The 18,553-nt window shown below is 26.9% G+C and carries 11 protein-coding genes and 1 pseudogene; 7 read left to right on the plus strand and 5 right to left on the minus strand.

Annotated elements, in window-relative coordinates:
* Nucleotides 1-121: 121 nt before the first annotated feature.
* On the minus strand, nt 122-289 hold the full coding sequence (locus tag EXC45_RS03975; protein ID WP_165163192.1) for a hypothetical protein: 168 nt from the start codon (nt 287-289) through the stop codon (nt 122-124).
* A gap of 660 nt (nt 290-949) precedes the next feature.
* Here EXC45_RS03975 and EXC45_RS02025 point away from each other — a divergent pair.
* From EXC45_RS02025 to EXC45_RS02060, 7 genes and pseudogenes are all read left to right on the plus strand, one after another.
* On the plus strand, nt 950-1,270 hold the full coding sequence (locus EXC45_RS02025) for a hypothetical protein (RefSeq protein WP_129693770.1): 321 nt from the start codon (nt 950-952) through the stop codon (nt 1,268-1,270).
* A gap of 94 nt (nt 1,271-1,364) precedes the next feature.
* On the plus strand, nt 1,365-2,729 hold the full coding sequence (locus EXC45_RS02030) for an Mbov_0396 family ICE element transmembrane protein (protein WP_129693771.1): 1,365 nt from the start codon (nt 1,365-1,367) through the stop codon (nt 2,727-2,729).
* Nucleotides 2,730-5,345, plus strand: a complete 2,616-nt coding sequence (locus tag EXC45_RS02035) for an Mbov_0397 family ICE element conjugal transfer ATPase (protein WP_129693772.1) — start codon at nt 2,730-2,732, stop codon at nt 5,343-5,345. It abuts the gene before it with no gap.
* Nucleotides 5,338-5,967, plus strand: a complete 630-nt coding sequence (locus tag EXC45_RS02040) for an Mbov_0398 family ICE element protein (RefSeq protein ID WP_129693773.1) — start codon at nt 5,338-5,340, stop codon at nt 5,965-5,967. The genes EXC45_RS02035 and EXC45_RS02040 overlap by 8 nt, the downstream gene beginning before the upstream one ends.
* A pseudogene (locus EXC45_RS04130) lies at nt 5,942-9,931 on the plus strand (Mbov_0399 family ICE element protein). The gene EXC45_RS02040 and the pseudogene EXC45_RS04130 overlap by 26 nt, the downstream one beginning before the upstream one ends.
* Before the next feature lie 31 nt (nt 9,932-9,962).
* Entirely contained in the window at nt 9,963-10,670 is a 708-nt protein-coding gene (locus EXC45_RS02055) for an Mbov_0400 family ICE element protein (RefSeq protein WP_036435237.1), read from the plus strand.
* Nucleotides 10,671-10,711: 41 nt separating this feature from the next.
* Nucleotides 10,712-11,881, plus strand: coding sequence for an Mbov_0401 family ICE element transposase-like protein (locus EXC45_RS02060; RefSeq protein ID WP_129693776.1), 1,170 nt, complete (start codon nt 10,712-10,714; stop codon nt 11,879-11,881).
* A gap of 510 nt (nt 11,882-12,391) precedes the next feature.
* Here the strand turns inward: EXC45_RS02060 and EXC45_RS02065 are convergent.
* The 4 genes from EXC45_RS02065 to EXC45_RS02080 are packed head-to-tail and all read right to left on the minus strand — an operon-like array spanning nt 12,392 to nt 18,154.
* The gene (locus EXC45_RS02065; protein WP_036434876.1) at nt 12,392-13,036 is read right to left on the minus strand and encodes a hypothetical protein; all 645 of its coding nucleotides are present in this window, start codon (nt 13,034-13,036) and stop codon (nt 12,392-12,394) included.
* Nucleotides 13,036-14,241 carry an ABC transporter ATP-binding protein gene (locus EXC45_RS02070; RefSeq protein WP_051616983.1) on the minus strand — a complete coding sequence of 402 codons (1,206 nt, stop codon included), beginning with the start codon at nt 14,239-14,241 and terminating at the stop codon, nt 13,036-13,038. Before EXC45_RS02070 ends, EXC45_RS02065 begins: the two co-directional genes overlap by 1 nt.
* Before the next feature lie 2 nt (nt 14,242-14,243).
* Complete coding sequence (locus EXC45_RS02075; RefSeq protein WP_036434871.1) at nt 14,244-15,191, minus strand: sugar ABC transporter permease; 948 nt, start codon at nt 15,189-15,191, stop codon at nt 14,244-14,246.
* Nucleotides 15,192-15,193: 2 nt separating this feature from the next.
* Nucleotides 15,194-18,154, minus strand: a complete 2,961-nt coding sequence (locus tag EXC45_RS02080; RefSeq protein WP_036434870.1) for an ABC transporter permease subunit — start codon at nt 18,152-18,154, stop codon at nt 15,194-15,196.
* Nucleotides 18,155-18,553 lie beyond the last annotated feature (399 nt).

The following is an 18,553-nucleotide window of genomic DNA, read 5'->3' on the forward strand; positions in this document are numbered from 1 at the left end:
TTATTGCATTAAATGCAATAAATGGTGATAATTGCTATTAATGCGTTTTACCTTCACTTATTATTAAATAAGATACCTTTTATAAATTAGAGAAAAAGCTTGTATTAGCTTTGGATCTTTTTTATAAAAGGTATTTTTTATTTTTGTTTAAAGGAGAATTTATGTTATTAAACATTTTGTTGATATCAATCGGAATTTTTATTATAAGTAGTTTCTTTACTTTATTATCTGAATTTAGTTCAGGAATAATTGGTCTAATTTTATTTTTTATCTTTTCAATTGCAACCATATTATCATTAATTGCTATTTTCGTAAGTGTTATTGGTTTAGGTTTTATGGGAGTAAGCTCTTTATGCGAAATGCTAACGAAAGCAAATCAAAGATAATGTAAAACTTTAATGACAAAGGAGAACTTATGATTTGATGAATTTTGATTTTTATTTTTTTAGGAATAGCTGTTGTGTCTTGTTTTATAAGTGGTTTGTTTTATCTTTTAGTTATTTTCGTTTTTAACACAAAAACCATTCGTGTTTTATGCATAATATTTTTAATTATAACCTTCATATCAATAATTACTCTTATTGCAATTGTCATTTGTTCTATGTTTTATTCAGCTTTTTCAATTTTATCTTATCTAAATTCACAACAATAATTAAATTAAAGGAGTAAAAATGAATGATTTATTGCAAGCTCTCGGAGCAATAATGATGATAGCATTATGCTTATGAATTGGAAAGTGCATAAAATAAGATGGTAGTTTCTAAGATTATTTGATCAATTATTTTAATAATTATTCTATGAGCAAGAATAATTTGAGACATAAGAAAAACCCGTAAACAAAATAAAAAAATAACAAGTTGAAAAAATTGAAAGAAAGCACTTTATTTAACATTAATTGTTTTACTACACAGTGCTTTACTTTACACAATTTTAAATTAAAAGGAGATATATGATTTCAAAAATTACAGCATTTTATGAAGAAAACGAACAAATAAAAAGTTTACTTCAAAAAGCATGAAGTAAAGGAGTTAACATTGTTGTTATAATAGCTGCTATTGTTATAGCTTTAACAATAATTATGATAGCTGTATATTTTATACTAGCACACTTTCAAAAAGCTGACCAAATAAGAAAGATGTATAAGGACTACGGTAAATATGGTATATATCTAGTAATAGGAATATTAATACTTTTATCAGTAATTGGTGGTGTAATAACATATCTAGCAGATGAAACACGAAATACATTGTTAAACATTAATATTTTCTAATATGTTTATATTTAACTTGATTTTATACCCTTTGCTAGCTATTTTATGAGACATATTTATTACTATACCATATAACATTTTGTCTTAAATATCTGTGATTTTTCAAAAGATCGGAATTCAATTATTAATTAGTTTTTTATATGGTGAAAATGCATATGAAAACGGAGTTTTACAAGTTAATCGTGTATATTATTTAATTTTTCTAATTGCTTTATTATCTTTTGCTTTTTTAGCAATTTTTGGTTTGACTAAACATTATTTAAAAGGAAAAGATGTAGATAAAAAAGTCTCACAAACAGCAAGAAAAATATTACCTGTGCTAGGTTCATTTATACTATACCCTTTATTTGCGTTTTTTGTGATGTTCTTTTTATCTTTACTTCAAGAATTATTGCAAATAGCATTTTTTGGAACAAATGCACAAAATGGGTTTGATTTTGCTAAAAATACTTTTGTATCACTTAAACCAAGCGATATTAGCGAAGAAACTTGAAATACAATAGCTCAAAATAATTATCGTTATTCTTTCCCAGTTTCAGAGCAACCTTCTATTGTTGTTGTAATTATTGTTGCAGTTGTAGGTTGTATGATGCTTTTTCAAGTTATATCAATTGCAAGTTCTCTTGTTTCGCAAATAATGAGTGCAAGTGCTTTATTCTTTATATACCCGCTTGTAAATGTCTTTCGTTTATATGATGAAGATGCGGTGTATAACAAATGAAAAGTTATGTTTTATTCAAAACTTACAACAATTGTTTCATATATGCTTGCATTAAATATCTTTATTTTGTTTATAGGTTTTATGAACCGTGTTGATATCTTCACGGAAGATAGTTTAATCTTAGGTGGAGCTTTAAAAATTATTTTACTGCTTGGATCACTTGGTGGAATTGAACTTTTAATTGGAGATATTAGCGATCTTTTTGGACAAAGACAGTCTGTCAAATCTGGGTTTAGAATTGCAAAAGATATGTTCAGAACTGGTATTCAAGTTGCAAGTAGTGCTGGAACCGCTGTTGGTCTAGCTCACGGAGCAGTAGGTGGTTTAGCAAAAGGTGCTACTGCATTAAAAGCAGGTGCGTTTGGTGTTGATGTAGGAAAAGGTATTTTAAAAGCAAATCTTCAAAGCGGTAATATCTCAAAATTACAATACAAACAACAACTTGCACAACACAAAGCAAACATTAAAGAAAACAATATACCATCGCATCAATATAAAGTGCGTGGGGGTTTAATCGGTAAAGGTGAAGATTATTTAAGATCTCAACAATATGCTTGAAACGAACATAAAATAGCTCGTGCTGAAAAACAATTTGCTAAAAACAAAATTACTGAAGATCAAAAAAACAGCATCATTACAAAAGCTCAAAGTAAAATGAATGAAATTGATGCAAGAGACAAAGCAAAATACGAGCTTAAAAACAATTACAAATCAAGCTTACAAAATAAAGGAAAATAAATGAAATTACAAACAAATAAGTTAAGAAAATATAAACAATTTTCTTTAAGGGGACTTAATGTTATTGATATAACAATTTTAATATCTGTAATTTTAATAACAGTTTTTGCTGTTCATCAAATCGGAAGTCTAATAACTAAACTTGTTGTAGGAGTTATAATTGTTTCTTTGGGTGGTTTGTTAATACTAAAAGAACCAAAACACAAAACCAGAATTTATTTAGTAATTTATAGAATGCTAGTTCATTTACTCAGACAAAAATTGTTTACTAAAAATAAATTAGGAAACTTTAATACTAAAACTCTACTTAACTTAAAGAATTTTGAAGATAATTTTTTAAAGCTTTCTTTAAGTAAAGACAACACTTCATATGCTCTTGCATTAGAAGTCTTCGGGAAAGATATTACTATTAATAAATTTGAAGAACAAGAAGTATATTATCAAAAACTAACACAAGCTTTTGCTAACTTAAATGACAAGATATTTATTGTAAAGATACCAGAATTTGTTTCACTTGAAGAAAATATTAAATCGCTTGAAACACTCAAAGTTGATGAAAATATGCAAGCACTAAAAAACGCTTGAAAAAGCGATTTAGAAACTCTTGATACTTATGAAAAAGTAGATAAATATTATGTCGTGATGGTATCAAGCAACAAAAATGAACTTTATCACGGTATAAAAAATTTACAAGCAAGACTTTTTCAAACTGAAATCTTTTCAAAGATGCTTAGTAAATTAGACTTTTTGAAAATGTTAAATAAAGTTTATCGTTTCGGAAATGAATTTAGCGAAGAAGAATTGATAGATATGTTAGACAAGAACAACTTAAATGAAATTTTTGCTTTTGATAAAGTTCTCTTTAAGAAAAATTACTTTAAAACTGATAATGTCTTTAATTCAATACAAACCATTAGTGAATACCCTTTAAGACTCAAACAAAGTTGAATTATTGACACTTTTAAATCAAACTCAATGATTATTTGAAGTTTAAACCCAGTTTCAGAAAAACACAAAGAGAGAATATTAAATAGAGCAGAACAAAACCTTGAAGAAATAAAAGAAGAAGTTCAAAATAGATACAAGAAGAGAAAAATTACAAAAGATCAAGATGCTTTAAATGAGCTTAGCGAATCGCTTGTGTCTGGTGAAGATCAACTCTTTGAAAGTTCATTTATTTTAGTAAACAGAGCTTTTAATTTAGAAGATTTAAAAGCACAACAAAAAGAAAATGAAGAAAATATAAAATCTTGAAAAGGAGTTGTAAACAACTTAAAATACAGACAATTTGATGCATATTCAGCTATGTTATTTAAAAATACAGATATGCTCAAAGAATATACTGAACAACTTTCAACTAACATTGGGTTTGCTTGGGTGTTTCATAATCAATATTTTAATGATAAGTTCTTTTCAATAATTGGTAATTCAAATTACAACGGGAACAGTCCAATTTTCTTTGATCAAGGAATAAATAACGGAAGAAGAAATAACTTTAATATGTTTATTTTAGGAACAAGCGGTAGTGGAAAAAGCACATTTGCTAAAAAGCTAATTGCTCCTAAAATTGCTAAAAAAGACAAAGTTATTGTGTTAGATCCACAGAGCGAATATTCTAAAAGTTTAATGCAACTTGGAGCTGTCAAAATTAATTTAGGAACAAATGCTGATGTTGCATTTAACCCTTTACAAATTAGAAAAATTTTCAACCCTGATTCTTCATTAAGCATCTTAACACGCAACAGCGAATTGCTCACTTTAAATGAAAATGCTTTAATGAAATGATTTAAGATTATTTACCCGCATTTTAATGAAGACCATATTATTTTACTAAGAAGTGCTATTAGAAAAGTTTGAGAAAAACACTTTAAAGACATTGATCAAGATTTAAGCACTTTGAGCAATGATCAATACCCAATTATGAGCGATCTCATTAATGAACTTGAAGAAGAAGAACCAAGTCCTGAAATATCAAAAGTATTAAAACACTTAAAAGTGGACTTTCAAGAAAAAGGTCAATATTATCATTTGTATAACAAAACAACCAATGTTGATTTAAGTTCTAATGCAATTATTTTTGATACTTCTGCTTTAATGAAATCTAGTTCTGAATTATTTAATGGTGCGTTTTACTTAATTATTTCGTTTATTCAAGGTTTAATATCAAACCGTGAAAACAAAGATAATTCTAAGATTTGAATTTTAATTGATGAAGCTCATATGTTCATTGATGAACGAAACGAATCAACACTAGATTTTATTTTTACAACTGTTAAAGAAGGAAGAAAGTTCAATTGTGGAACTATCATAACAACTCAAAACCCACAAGATTTTACTAAAACTCAAAACATCATTCAAAAGGGTCAAGCTATTTTGGAAAACTGTCAATATTCAGTATTACTTAAATGTAAATCTGAAACTATTAATGAAATTAATAAATTGTTTAAAAACTCTGGTGGTTTATCAGAGCTTGAACAAAACTTTTTAGCATTTGCATCGGTAGGTCAAGGTATTTTAATTGTTGATAGTAGCGAAAAAATTGCGTTTGATGCTTATTATAATCAAGAAGAGAAACGACTATTTTTTGACAAAGGAGATCTAAGAATTTATGACTAATATAAAAGCAACTACTAATGAAATAAGAAGTGTTCTTAAAAAACACAAACAACAAAAAGAAATAAGTATCAGATACAGTGGAAGATTTAGATCAATTGAAGATGCAAATTTATTTAATAATTTTAAAAACAAAGTTCAAAGGAGCGGTGAAAGCTTAAATACTGTTTTAAATGACATTATAATCTCTCATATTAAAAGAGAGCAAGAAAATGTTTATTTAGATTCAATTAAAGAGCGTATGCATTACTATTTTAGAAAAGCAGTTTATGTGCAAACAAAACCTTTAAATGACAAAATTAAAGCATACAGCGAACATCAAAATAAACAAATTGATTTGCTGAACAAGAAATTAACAGCAATTATGAAAATACTTTTTACCAAAATAGATCCAAATGATGTGAATTTAGATGATTTAAACAGTGAAATTTATATTGATGATTTAGCTTTCAAACAAGCTAGAAACGACTTGTATTTAGAGTTAAATGAAAAACTAAAAGTAATTACCATAAAAGATAATCAAGTTGATCAAAAATTAAATCAAACTTATAAAGATGTTTTAGATACTCAAAATAACAACTTTGCTTTAAAGGAGTTTTATGAAAACAAAGACAAAATGAATTAAATCTTTATTATTAGTCGGTGGTGTATCTGGTGGTGCATTACCGCTTATTTCTTTTATTACAAGTAATAATAACAATAATAGTGAATATTTAACCTTTAATGATATTTATAATAGAGTAAATCAAGAAAGCACAACACTTAACACAATAAGTTTTTCTAAAATTATATACAAAGAAATCAATTGATACCCAAATGTAAAAGATGTTATGGTAGGTGCAAAAGCAATAATAAATAATCACACTTATGAAAACACGCTTTCTAACTTATATGCTCATCAAGGAGAATTTCTCACACAAGAAGAAGAAAATCTTATTAACGATCCTGAACTTCTTTATTTTACAAGTGATGATGATAAAACTTGAAAAAACAATTACAAAAATGTTGCAAAAATCATAATTGATTTATCTAATGTAGAATCAAGTTCAAATTGAATAAATACATTGAAAACTCAAAATATTAAGTTTCTAATAGCTAAAAGTGATTTTTATGATAATGTAGTTTCATATACTGAAAAAGACATAACAGACATTTTTGATTTAAGTTTTATAAATAATCTTAAAAACGAACTCAATAAAAGAAAATATGCGAGTTTAAAATACCCTTCTATGATCAATGATGTCAAATTAAAACATATGACAATTAGCTTTGATTTAAATGTTTTATTAACTCATAGTTGAGAATTTTCTCAAAGAAACGGAAATGCAAAAATTACAAATGTAAAAGCTAATATTGAAATTCAATATGAACATTCACAAAAATTTCAACAAACAGGTGATTTTATCTCACATATGAAAAATGTTGAGCGAGATTTTAACAATTCTGATCTTAAAAATCTTAAATCATTAACAATACAAACTGATGTTGGAGCAACTTATGGACTAACAGATAATAAAGTTGCTAGTGATGATAAAAGCAATAAAGAATACTTTGAAAACAAACTAAAAAATAGTGATTTTTTCCAAAAGTATTACTCATTAGAAAATAAAAATCAACTTGAACAAGCTTATAGAGCATCTCTAAAATACGAAATTTATTCTGATAATAAAAAAGTCCGTTTTTGATATGAATTTTACAACCCACAAGTTCAAAAGTGAGAAAAAATATTACTTAAAGATAATATTGATATCTACTTTCAAAATACTAATAAATTTGCTAATAAAAATTTAGCAAATAGATTAAGAATTATACCAAGCAAATTCGTTGATATTACTTAACCTTATAGCAGAAAACTTGTAGTTGATAAACCAATTAGAATTGATAATGATAAAGAACTAAGTAATGAATATGGGGGAACTTGAATTTATCACGCTCCCGCTAAAATTAGATTTTTAACAACTCTTAGAGAAGATGAAGTTTTACTCATTAATTCAAATAAAATTGATGTTTTAGATCGTAAATTTGAATATGACTTAAAAGATTTAAGAAACACAACCAAACAAAACAAAGATAGTTCAAATAATAAAGATAACGACAATGAACAAACAAACAAATATGAAATAGAAATTTTAAAATATGACAAATCAAATGTTAACGAAACCAATGAAAATGTCATATCTCGTTATAAAGTTATTTTAATTGTTAACTCCCTTGGAAATGATTTGCAAGGTAAATGATACGCTTGAAACCCTGAAATCGATCCAAAGCAAAGAGAGTTAATTGAACCATATTTAAAAAAAGAAAATGGAGAATATTTATTAGATCAAAATAACAATAAAATACCAAACTCTAAATACGATCCGTTAATCAACCCCAAAACTGGAACAAAAGAAGAAATTTTATGGGTGAATTATTCTAAATTTAACTTACCCGAAGATACACGCTTTTTACAAGATCCAAGAGACAAACAAGGTAATTTTATACATATAAACGATCTTGGAAGACCAACTCTTTTAAATGGTGATTTATTTGATATAGAGCTTGGTTTTATTGCACAAGGATCAGTTGTTGGAAAAGGAATAAATGTATCTTCAAATTCAGAAATTGAACAAGCAAAAAGATTTTTTATTAGTTCAAATTTACAAGATAGCACTTTTGATACTAATATAGATAATAGCACTAACACTTCTTCAAGCGGTAATAAAATAAGCATCTCCAAAAATGAAAACGATTATTTTTCAAGTTCGGGTCTTTGAATGTATACCATTAGAGATAAAGGTAATATTGATACTTACAAACTGTTTTTAATCGGTAAAAATGAACCTTCTGCATTATTTTCGCAAGTTTATTCAAACCCTTCTGTAATACCATTTTGAAGTTCATATCACGGTAAAAATTTAGCTAAATTTTTACTTGATAATAACTATGTTTCAGAACAAAAATTGAGTTCATTAAAATATGAAGAAGTAATTAATTTTTGAAAAATTTATGTCTCTTCAACATATAAATTTGTTTACGGAAATGAAGATAATGAAGAAGATAATTCTTATATTCACGGTAAAAAAATTAGCGATAATTCTATCATTTCACCAAAAGACAAAATAACACTCACTCCGTTTGTTCAAGAAGACCAATTAAAAGAATTTGCTAAAACAATAAGTGAAAAAGATTTTAGCAAATACAACAAACAACATTGAGAACAATATGCTGTAATTGCAGAAAAAGCAAAAGATAAAATTGATTTTGATGTAGAAAGTAAAAATAATGAAATAGTTTATTCGTTTTATTTTAAAGAAGAATCATTTAATTCTCTTTTCACAATAAAAAAATCAGTTTGAAATGTTGCTGTGAAATGAAAAGAAGATGTTGAGTTTGAAAATACAACACAAAAAGTAGAAATAACTCCTTCTATTAATGGATCTTATTTAAGTTCTATTACTGAAACTGCTTTTGATATTCAAGATATTGTAGCAAATATTGATCGGGTTCGTTTGTTAGATTTTAATGATTCAGATAAAGTAAACTTTGATATTACAATACCATTTAATAATGTTTTAAGATTTGAATTTAATGTTAAAAGAAGTTATCAAAATAATTATTTTATCAGTAGAGAAAAGCAATTTATTTATGTTGATTTAAACGATATCTTTGTAAATTTAGAAAACAAATATATAAATATTTTTAGCAATTTTAATTTAACAAATTTAAATTTAAATGGAGAAACAGACTTTTTGAAAGCAAAAAATATTATTTTAAAAGCAATAGAAAACGCTATTAACAAACAATACAAATACAAAATAGATTTTGATATTGAAAACTTTGATAATGTAGTTAAAAACGCAATTAAAGTTGTAAGCTCATTCAAAGATCCAATTTATTTTGATTTATATTTAAACTCAATTAATACAACAAATAACAATTTAGTTGGTAGAAGAAGAATATCACTAACTAATGCTGTAAAGAACAATTTTATACCTTCTAATGTTAATTTGATCAATTATTCAATATCAAATATTGAACTAAAACAAATCACAACATTTAAGGAACTTTACTCAGAGATTATAAAAAACATTGATAATGATCTTAGAGCTTATAGAATAAATTTTAATGATTATTTAACAATTGAAAATGTATCAGAGTTAGAAAAATTGCTCACTCCAAATAAAATAAATACAATTAATTTAAAATTAAGACCTTTAAATAACATTTTAAAGGGAACTAAAATAGTTAAAATTACAAATGATTTGATAAGTATAACTGAAACAGATTTAACTTTAAACAAAGAAAAAAACAAGTATACAAAAGAGCAATTACAAGAGTTGAAAGACAAACTTGATAAATCTAAAAATAGTGATTTTGGTAATAAAAACGAAGAAGAAACCGCTAAAAATGAATGAGAAGATGGTTTTGTAGATGTTAGAAAAACAGATAAAAACAACAACTCAGAAAACCCAAATAACACTAAAAAAGAAACGCTAACACAACAAGAAAAAGTAGGAATAAGTTTTGGAGTAATCGGCGGAACAGCAATTTTAGTTTTATTTATTATATGAGCAATTAAAACTAAATTCGGAACTAAACCTAAGTAATATAATTTATTTGTAGCAAAGGAGAAAAAATATGATAAATAAAGTGTGAAAAAGACAAAAAAATGAAGTTTCCAAAAACATTGAAACTATTTCGTTTGACACTAAGGGAGATCTTATTATAAAGCGTAAATTTTATGATGGAACGAATGCAAAGTCAACAAGCAATAGACCTTTAATTGTATTTCATTATGGAGAATATACTTTCTATTTAAATATGCGTTCAGCAAAAAAAGATAGAAAGAAATTACCTTTTGAATATGAATTGTCAAACCCAAAACGAAAGCAAAACGACTGAGTTGATACAACAAATATAATGGTAATGGACACAGAAGAATTTGATTTATTGTATAAAGATAGAGAATTTGAAGAGATAAACAACCTTAATTATGAAGATGCAAGAAATATCGTAGATCTTCTTATAGACAACTTTACAGATAATAAGTTTAATTACGACATAACATATCAAAGAATTGAAATTAATAAAAAAACTATGCAACCAGAAAGTAAAATTATAATTTCTACTTTTAAATTTGATGAAGAAAAATATATGGAAGGTATAGACATAGATCATTTTTTAGACCACTTAGGTTTTATCTTTGAAGATTTAGAAAACGCAAGTAAAGAAGATTTTCAAGAATATATAAAACATAATAAAAACGACTGAGATTTGATATGTAAGAAATATCGTAAAAACAATAAAATCAAGAAAAAAGACAAAGAATTTGAAATGCAAATGTAATAATTAGAACTCATTTTGAGTTCTTTTTTTATAATTTTTATATGCAAAATGATCCAAATAAATTAATAGTTAACCTTATTCAAAAGGAGTTTTATAACGAAGAAATTGCTTTTTCACTCTCAAAAGAAAGGAAAGAAAAAAGGTGAAATATTCATTCAAGAATTACTAGAAAAGTTAAGACTTCGTATGGTATATTACTTCTTCAGAAGATTAAATATAGAGATAAAAACAGAAAAATTCGTTATTTTGACAACCCAGTTTTGAAAATACCAAAGTATAAAAACATTTGTGAAGACTTAGAAAACAAAGTCTTTATGCTTAAACTTGATGGTGTTTCAAATCGTTCAATAGCTCAAAATCATTTAAACAAAGCTATCACTAGACAATATGTTTCAACAATTTTAAACTCACGAAAAGTTGAAAATAAAGTGAATTTTACAGCAGAAAATATCATTCATAAAAACATTTTATATGTTGAAGTAGATGATACATTTTCTTATTTTAGAGACAAAAATAACAAAATTGTCAAACACAGATTAAGAACAATTGTTTGTCATACAGGAAAAGATAAATTTAATAATTTAACTAATAAAACTGTCATTATTCAAGACACAATTGTTGATAAAAATAACAGCTCTTTACACGAACTTTACTTCAAAATTAGATTATTAATTTACAAACATTATGGAGATCAAATCAAGCAAATTATCTTTTATGGAGACGGAGCAAGATATATGAAAGGTCTTGCTAAGTTATTAAATTCAACATATATTTTAGATCTTTTTCACTTAACAAGAAAGCTCTTTATGCTATGTGGTTTTTCTAAATACAACACTAAAAATAAAGCTTTATTTATTGATTTTTTACAACAAAACAAAATAACTTTGTATAGATTTTCTAAGTTATTGATAATAAAAGGAAAATGACAACAAGCTATTTCACTATTAGAAGAAGAATTTGCAAAACGAAAAGATCAAATATCTTCAACAAAAATTCAAGAACTTAAAGATTTTTACAAGTATTTAAAAAGCAATGAAACAGCTATTGTAAATTACGAAAATGAATTCAATATTGGTTCACATACAGAAGCTTTCATATCTCATTATGTGAAAAAAATATGTAAAAGAAAGTTTGCAATTTATGGTAATGAATGCTTTAAAAACTTGCTTTTAATGAACATTAAAAATAACGAAAATTTGATTTTTATTTAAAAAGCGAGTTATTTCTATTAAAAAACTTTGATCTTAAATCTTTAATTTTTGCTATTTTAAATCACTAAATTTTTTTGATTTTGTTAAGGTGTCCGTTTTTGTATGTAAAAACTAAAATAAACTAATATATTACATATATTAAAACTTCAAAAAAATACCTTTGCTTACAAAAATGCATACAAAATCAATTTTTGCATACAAATTTTTTTGTAGTGCATACAAGAAAATTTGAATTCCATTTACTATAAGTAAATGAATTTAAGAGTGCTTTTAACGGTAAGTTAAACTTGACAGCACTTTTTCTTGCTTAAAAGCATACGGGTGCGTGTGATCACGCACGAGAAGGGGTTTGCATCATATTTTGTATGCAAGCTAATTTTCGTATATTTTTTTGAACTTTTTTACTTTTGGTGATTTTCTGGTGTATAATTTTATTGCTTAAAGATGTAAATTCTTTTACCACCTAATTTCTTTCATGTATCAAATTTTAAATTAGAAAAGCAGCACAATTTAGTGCTGCTCATTTTTTAATGCTTTGAATTTTTTGTTCAAAATAATATCTTTGGTTAAAAATCCATATTTTAAACGAGAAACGATAATGATAATCATAACTGTGAAACTTGCAAATAAACAAATTCAAGCAGAAGTATAGTTGATTTTATTGCTTGCAGTAATATCATTAACATTAATTAAACTTCCATCCGGACCTTGCAGTTGAATGGTTGTGGAAATTGTTAATTCAGTTGGTTGTAATGCTACTAAAAAGAATAGCATCACAAATGCAATTAATGCAAAATATGTAGATATTTGTAATAATTTTGATCCATTAAATAAATTGCTCAAAAGACCATAAATTGACACAATACTTAAAATTAGCACTAACGCAATTGCTGATATAGCTGTTGAAATTAAACTCAAAAAGATAGTTCTTAATTGAATACTAGTTGAACGTTTTTCTATGATAGCTTGTACTTGCGCATCACTAAGACCAGTAAGTTCTTTGCTTAAATTGCTTTTAAGTCATTCTTGTTCATAAACGATTCTATCAAAGAAAGTTTTAATAAGCAAGCTTAATAAAATTAAAATAACAACGCTTAAGACAATTACACTTAAAACTAGTATTTTCCGTGATTTATAGCTTCTAAATAAATTCATTAGTTAATTCTTTTTTGAGTTTGCTTATCAAAAATATGCATTCTTGAAACATCAAAAGTCAATTGAATATTTTGATAAAGTTTGTATTCTTCATTATTTGAAGCAGTGATGATAAATTCTAACTCTTCATTGAGTTTAGCTAACACCAATTGATCTTTTCCAATTAATTCGATATTAAAAACAATTGCATCAGTTAAGTGAGAGTTTGAATCTTTAGAGATTTTAATATCTTCACTTCTAAAACCAACAACCACTTCTTGACCTTCTTCAAGCAATTTTGCATCACTTTCACTAACGGCTAAAGACAAGCTTTTATCAACTGAAGTGATTTTTCCGTTGCTATATACAGCATCAAAAGTATTCATTGTCGGAGAACCAATAAATTTGGCCACAAACAAGTTTGCTGGTTTAAAATAAAGTTCTCTTCCGCTGCCACTTTGTTGAATTGATCCGTCATTAAAAACCACAATTTGATCACCCATTGTCATAGCTTCAAGTTGATCATGAGTAACGTAAATACTTGTTGTTTTAAGCATTCTATGAATTGAAACGATTTCTCTACGCATGCTTTCACGCAATTTAGCATCCAAATTTGAAAGTGGTTCATCCATTAAAAACACAAGTGGTTTCCGTGAAATAGCTCTTCCAATAGCGACCCTTTGTCTTTGTCCTCCAGAAAGATCTCTCGGTTTACGATATAAATAATCTTCAATTTTTAAAATTCTAGCAACATCTTTAACTCTACGATCGATAATATCTTTTCTTTCTTTGGCAATTCTTAATCCAAATGAAATATTGTTATATACGTTCATATGAGGGTATAAAGCATATGATTGAAAGACCATCGCGATGTTTCTTTCATTTGGTAATAAGTTATTGTATCTTTTGTTGTTAAACAATAAATCACCAGAAGTAATTGAGTTAAGACCTGCGATCATTCTTAAAAGTGTGGTTTTCCCGCAACCACTAGGTCCAAGAAAAATACAAAATGAACCCGGTTTAATTTCTAAATTAATATCCTTAAGAGTGTATTTTTCGTTTCCTTCATATTTTTTAGATAAATTCACCAACTTAATGTGAGCACCATTATTTGTGTTGGTAACTTCACCAAGTTCAGTAATCATTTTATCTAAATCAATTTGCTCAAAGTTGAACTCTTCTTGTTCATGATTTGATTGTAAGTTGTTTTTGTTTCTTTTAAACATAATTATCCTTTAACTGCTCCTTCTGAAAGTCCACCAACAATAAATCTTTGTAAGTACATAAATAGTGAAAAGGCTGGAATTGAAGCAAGTAGCGATCCTGCTAAATACGCTCCATAGTGAATGTGTTTTGGTTCTGTTTCAATTAAGGTTAAAAGTCCTATAGCTAATGTTTTAGATTCGTTTTCATAAAGAACAAAACGAGGCAAAATAACATCAGTAAATGGAATTAAAAATGATCATAATGCCACCATAATTAGGGCAGGACGAATTACCGGAAGTAAGATTTTGAAAAATAACCCTCAGTTAGTACATCCATCAACTTTACCTGAATCATCAAGTTCTTGAGAAACGGTATCCAAATAACTTTTGAGCATAAAAGTGTTTGATGATATAGCTCCTCCAGTGTAAATGATAATAAGCATGTAAATTGGATTTACTCCCAAACTAGTACCCATTTTAACAATAATAAATAAGGTAATTAATGAAGAAGTGGCTGGAATCATTTGTAGCAACATAATAATTGCTAAAGAATATTTTGAACCAGAAAATTTAAAGCGTGAGTATGCATAAGCATTCAGCGCCACTCCTGTGGTAGCAAGTACCATTGTCAAAGTAGCAATAATTAAAGTGTTTTTATATCAAGTTCCAAATAAACTTCTTGGACTAGTAAATAAATAAGTGAAGTTATCAAAACCAAATTTAAACGGAGTAATGGCAATAATCCGAGGATTATTAACATTAAATGAAGCTGTAATGAGTGAAAAAACAGGGAATAAAATGATAATGGCTCAAAAAATTAATACCAAATAATTAACAAACAATCAAGCAATTTCCATTGGAGTTGGGGCTTTAGTGTCCGATTCATTAAAAGTAATTCTTTTTTTAATTTTTGTCTTAGGAGTAGTTTTAATTTTGGTGTGAATTGGTTTAAAAAACTTTGATTCAGTCATAATTAATCTCTCCTTGTAATACTTTTAATAAATCCACGTGCAGATACTGAAATGGTTATTAATGAAGCAAGTGTGGTTAAAGCTGCTGCAAAAGCTTGGTCACTTTCGATTTTAATTGCTCCTTGGGCAATTTTAAACACTCAAGAAATAATAATATCAGTTGTTCCTTCTTTAAAGACAGTTGCATCTAAATATTCAGGACCTCCACCGGTGAATAAGCTTATGGTAGTAAAGTTATTAAACGCTCCCACAAATTGTCCAATAAGCATTGGAGCAATCATCATAAGCAATTGTGGAATAGTCAAATATCAAAATAATTGTCGACCTTTGGCTCCATCAATTGAACCTGCCTCATAAATATCACGTGGAATTGATTGTAAATTACCTGTAACCAACATGAAAATTCAAGCATACGAAATTCAAGTTTGTACTAAAATCACTAAAATCCGAACTCTAAGTACATTATCAAACAATCAGTTAATTGGCTTATCAATTAAGCCAAGAGCCATAAAAATCGAGTTGAAATATCCACTATCTCCACCAGCAAAAGAGTTTTTAAAAAATGTTACAGTAATAAAAACAGGAATAGCTCATGGAATAATATAAATCAAACGGAATATTTTTTTACCTTTTAAACGGTTATTATTTACTAAAATGGCAATTGCAATCCCAAGCGCAATTGGTAAAAGTGTTGAAAAAATAGTTCACACAATTGTTCATGAGAAAACTCTAAATAAAGAGGTGATTAAACGATTTTCTCTAAAAATTCATCATAGCCCTCATTGTTTAAGTCCAACTCATGATACTTTTTGAGTCACTGGATCATGTAAGTATCCAAAATCAGTAAACGAAATTAAAATTGAGGTAATAACAGGTGTAGCCACCACAAAAACCATTAATACTCACCCAAAAAGGGAAATCATTCAGGGAAAACCGCTGGTATTAAGTCAACGTTTAGTTGAAGATCAATTACTTGGTCGTAATCCATGTTCTAATGCAATAGCTACTCTACGTGCTCCAATGGCAGAAATACTAAAATATGCTAGCGCAAAAACAAGCAAAATAATTGATACAACTCCTCCAAAAAGGTAGTATCTAGCATCTGGTAACACCCCTTGATCGATATTCCTAATATCGGCTCCAAGATCAATTAATCCAAATACTCCACCGATTTTACTTCAATACAATCCAAAAGAGAATGGAATAAATCCTAAGTAAAATAGCGCCGAAAAGGCAAGCATTACCGCTCCTTTGGCATACTGTTTAAATCAAATTAATTCTGATAGACCTGGTAGAATAAATCCTAGCAATGTAGCTCAAATACTGATGTTTTTAATGCATTCAGTTGGAATTGATTTTTGAGCTTCGTTGATCTTACTTTCAAAAATTTTATAATCAATTTTTTCTTCGGCTTTACGTCTAAAATATAAAGTTCACAAAGTATTTTTGATTCTTGAAACTTCGTTGTTTAATTTAATATCATTAATTGCTTCTTTGTAAGCAATTTTATTTTCGATTTTTAAATTTTTATAAGCTTGTTTAGAAATTTGTTTTGATTTAAGCTTGTTTTGTGTTTCTTTTAAAGCATTTTTATATTCTGCTTTAGCATTTGAAGCTTGCTTTTTAAGATTTACTTTTTCTTGTTTAACTAAATTTCTAGTTTGCATAATTTTCTTTTGAGCAAGAGTTTGACACTCTTCCAAAAGAAATTTTAATCGAGTTTTATTGGCATCACTTGATAAAGCACTATACGCTTTTCCTGCTTCAATATCAAAATGTCCATTATAGGTGTGTGTTTTTAAAAGATTTCCTTTTTGAGTTAAAAATTGTCCTTTGTAAAAGTATTTAATAACTCTTTTAACTCTAATTTTGTTACTTGATGAAGCCACTTTATTTTTAATTACGTTAAATGTAATTTGTTGTTCATCATTAAAACTATCTACAACTCTTTCAAAATTACTCTCATCGATATGATTTAATTCCAAAAGATTTTCAAGTAAGTAATAAATATCTTTTTGATTTGATTCTGAGATTAACTCATTTAAGTTTTTAAGTTGGATTTGATATTGTTTTTTTAATGCATTAATTTTTTGAGTTGAAGTTTGTTTAATTATTTTTAAAGCATCTTGATGCTGTTTCTCGCTGTTTTTGATCTCGTTTTTATGCTGATTTATTTTTTCATAAAAAGCTTTTTTCTTTTCTAAAATCTCTTCTTTATGAGTGATATATTTTTCATTGTACTCATATTCTGATTTTAAAATTCTTTGTTTATAATCAAGCTTAATATCGGCTTTTTCAACTTTGTATTGTTTTTTGAGTGCTTGATGCTTGTTAAGATATTCTTGATAATACTCTTGTTGTTTACTTTGAAAATAAGCTAATTTTTTTTCAATTTTTTTAACAAAATCTTTAATTATCAATTGCTGTTCCCTTGAATGCGGAGAAATAAATTCATTGGCATATCTACTTTTAATTGAACGTTTAAAAAGTTTGTAAGATTCGAAAAGTTTTTCTTCTTCAAATTTTGTTTCTTGTTTAAGTTTTAAAAGCAATTGTTCTTTCACTTCTAAAGAGTCACCAGTATCTTTGAGAGATTTTTGAAAATCTTTAGCATACAAATGTAGTTCTTTTTTTCTACTTTTCAATTTAGCTAATTCAAAATTAATAAAGTCTTCAAAGGAGCGAGCAAAATTCAAGTTTTTATATTGTTCTTTTAAGACTTTAACTTTATTGATATACGCAACTCGATGACTTGAAAGCTCGCGTTTTAAATTTGCTTCTAATTTACTTTTTGCTCTTAAAAACAGATCTTTTTCAACTTTTTGTTGAAAATTCAAATCTGCTAACATACGTTGCCCTTTGACTTTAGCTATGTGTTTATACGCTTTAAGTGTTTTGCCGCTTTCAGATACAACAGGTTCAAATTCTTTACTGTATCAATTGTAAAGTTTTAGCTGTTCCAAACTTACCCCCTTTCCTTTCTCATTTTTTGAATAAATTCGTATTTGTGCACTTTTCGCTTAATAATTAGTTTCACTAAATATACAATCAAATAAATGCTAATAATGCACGCTACAATCGTACTGATGCTTCCAAAAGCTTTTTGCAAAGTGTTTAACTCATTAAAATTGCTTATGAAAGGCAAAAATGCCATAGCTAAAAACACGATTATTCAAAACATAAAAAAGATATAGCCTGCTTTGAGTTTATATCTTAGAAAATAAATATAAACGCAAAAGAAGACTATAACTAAGGAATTACCAATATATGACAATAACTTAGCAATTTTTATATTTTCAATGTGGTGAGCATCATATTTTTGTAATAAGTTATTATCAACAAATGTTGATAGTACTCAAAAC

This window comes from Mycoplasmopsis columboralis (genome assembly GCF_900660675.1).
Taxonomy (GTDB): domain Bacteria; phylum Bacillota_I; class Bacilli_A; order Mycoplasmatales; family Metamycoplasmataceae; genus Mycoplasmopsis; species Mycoplasmopsis columboralis.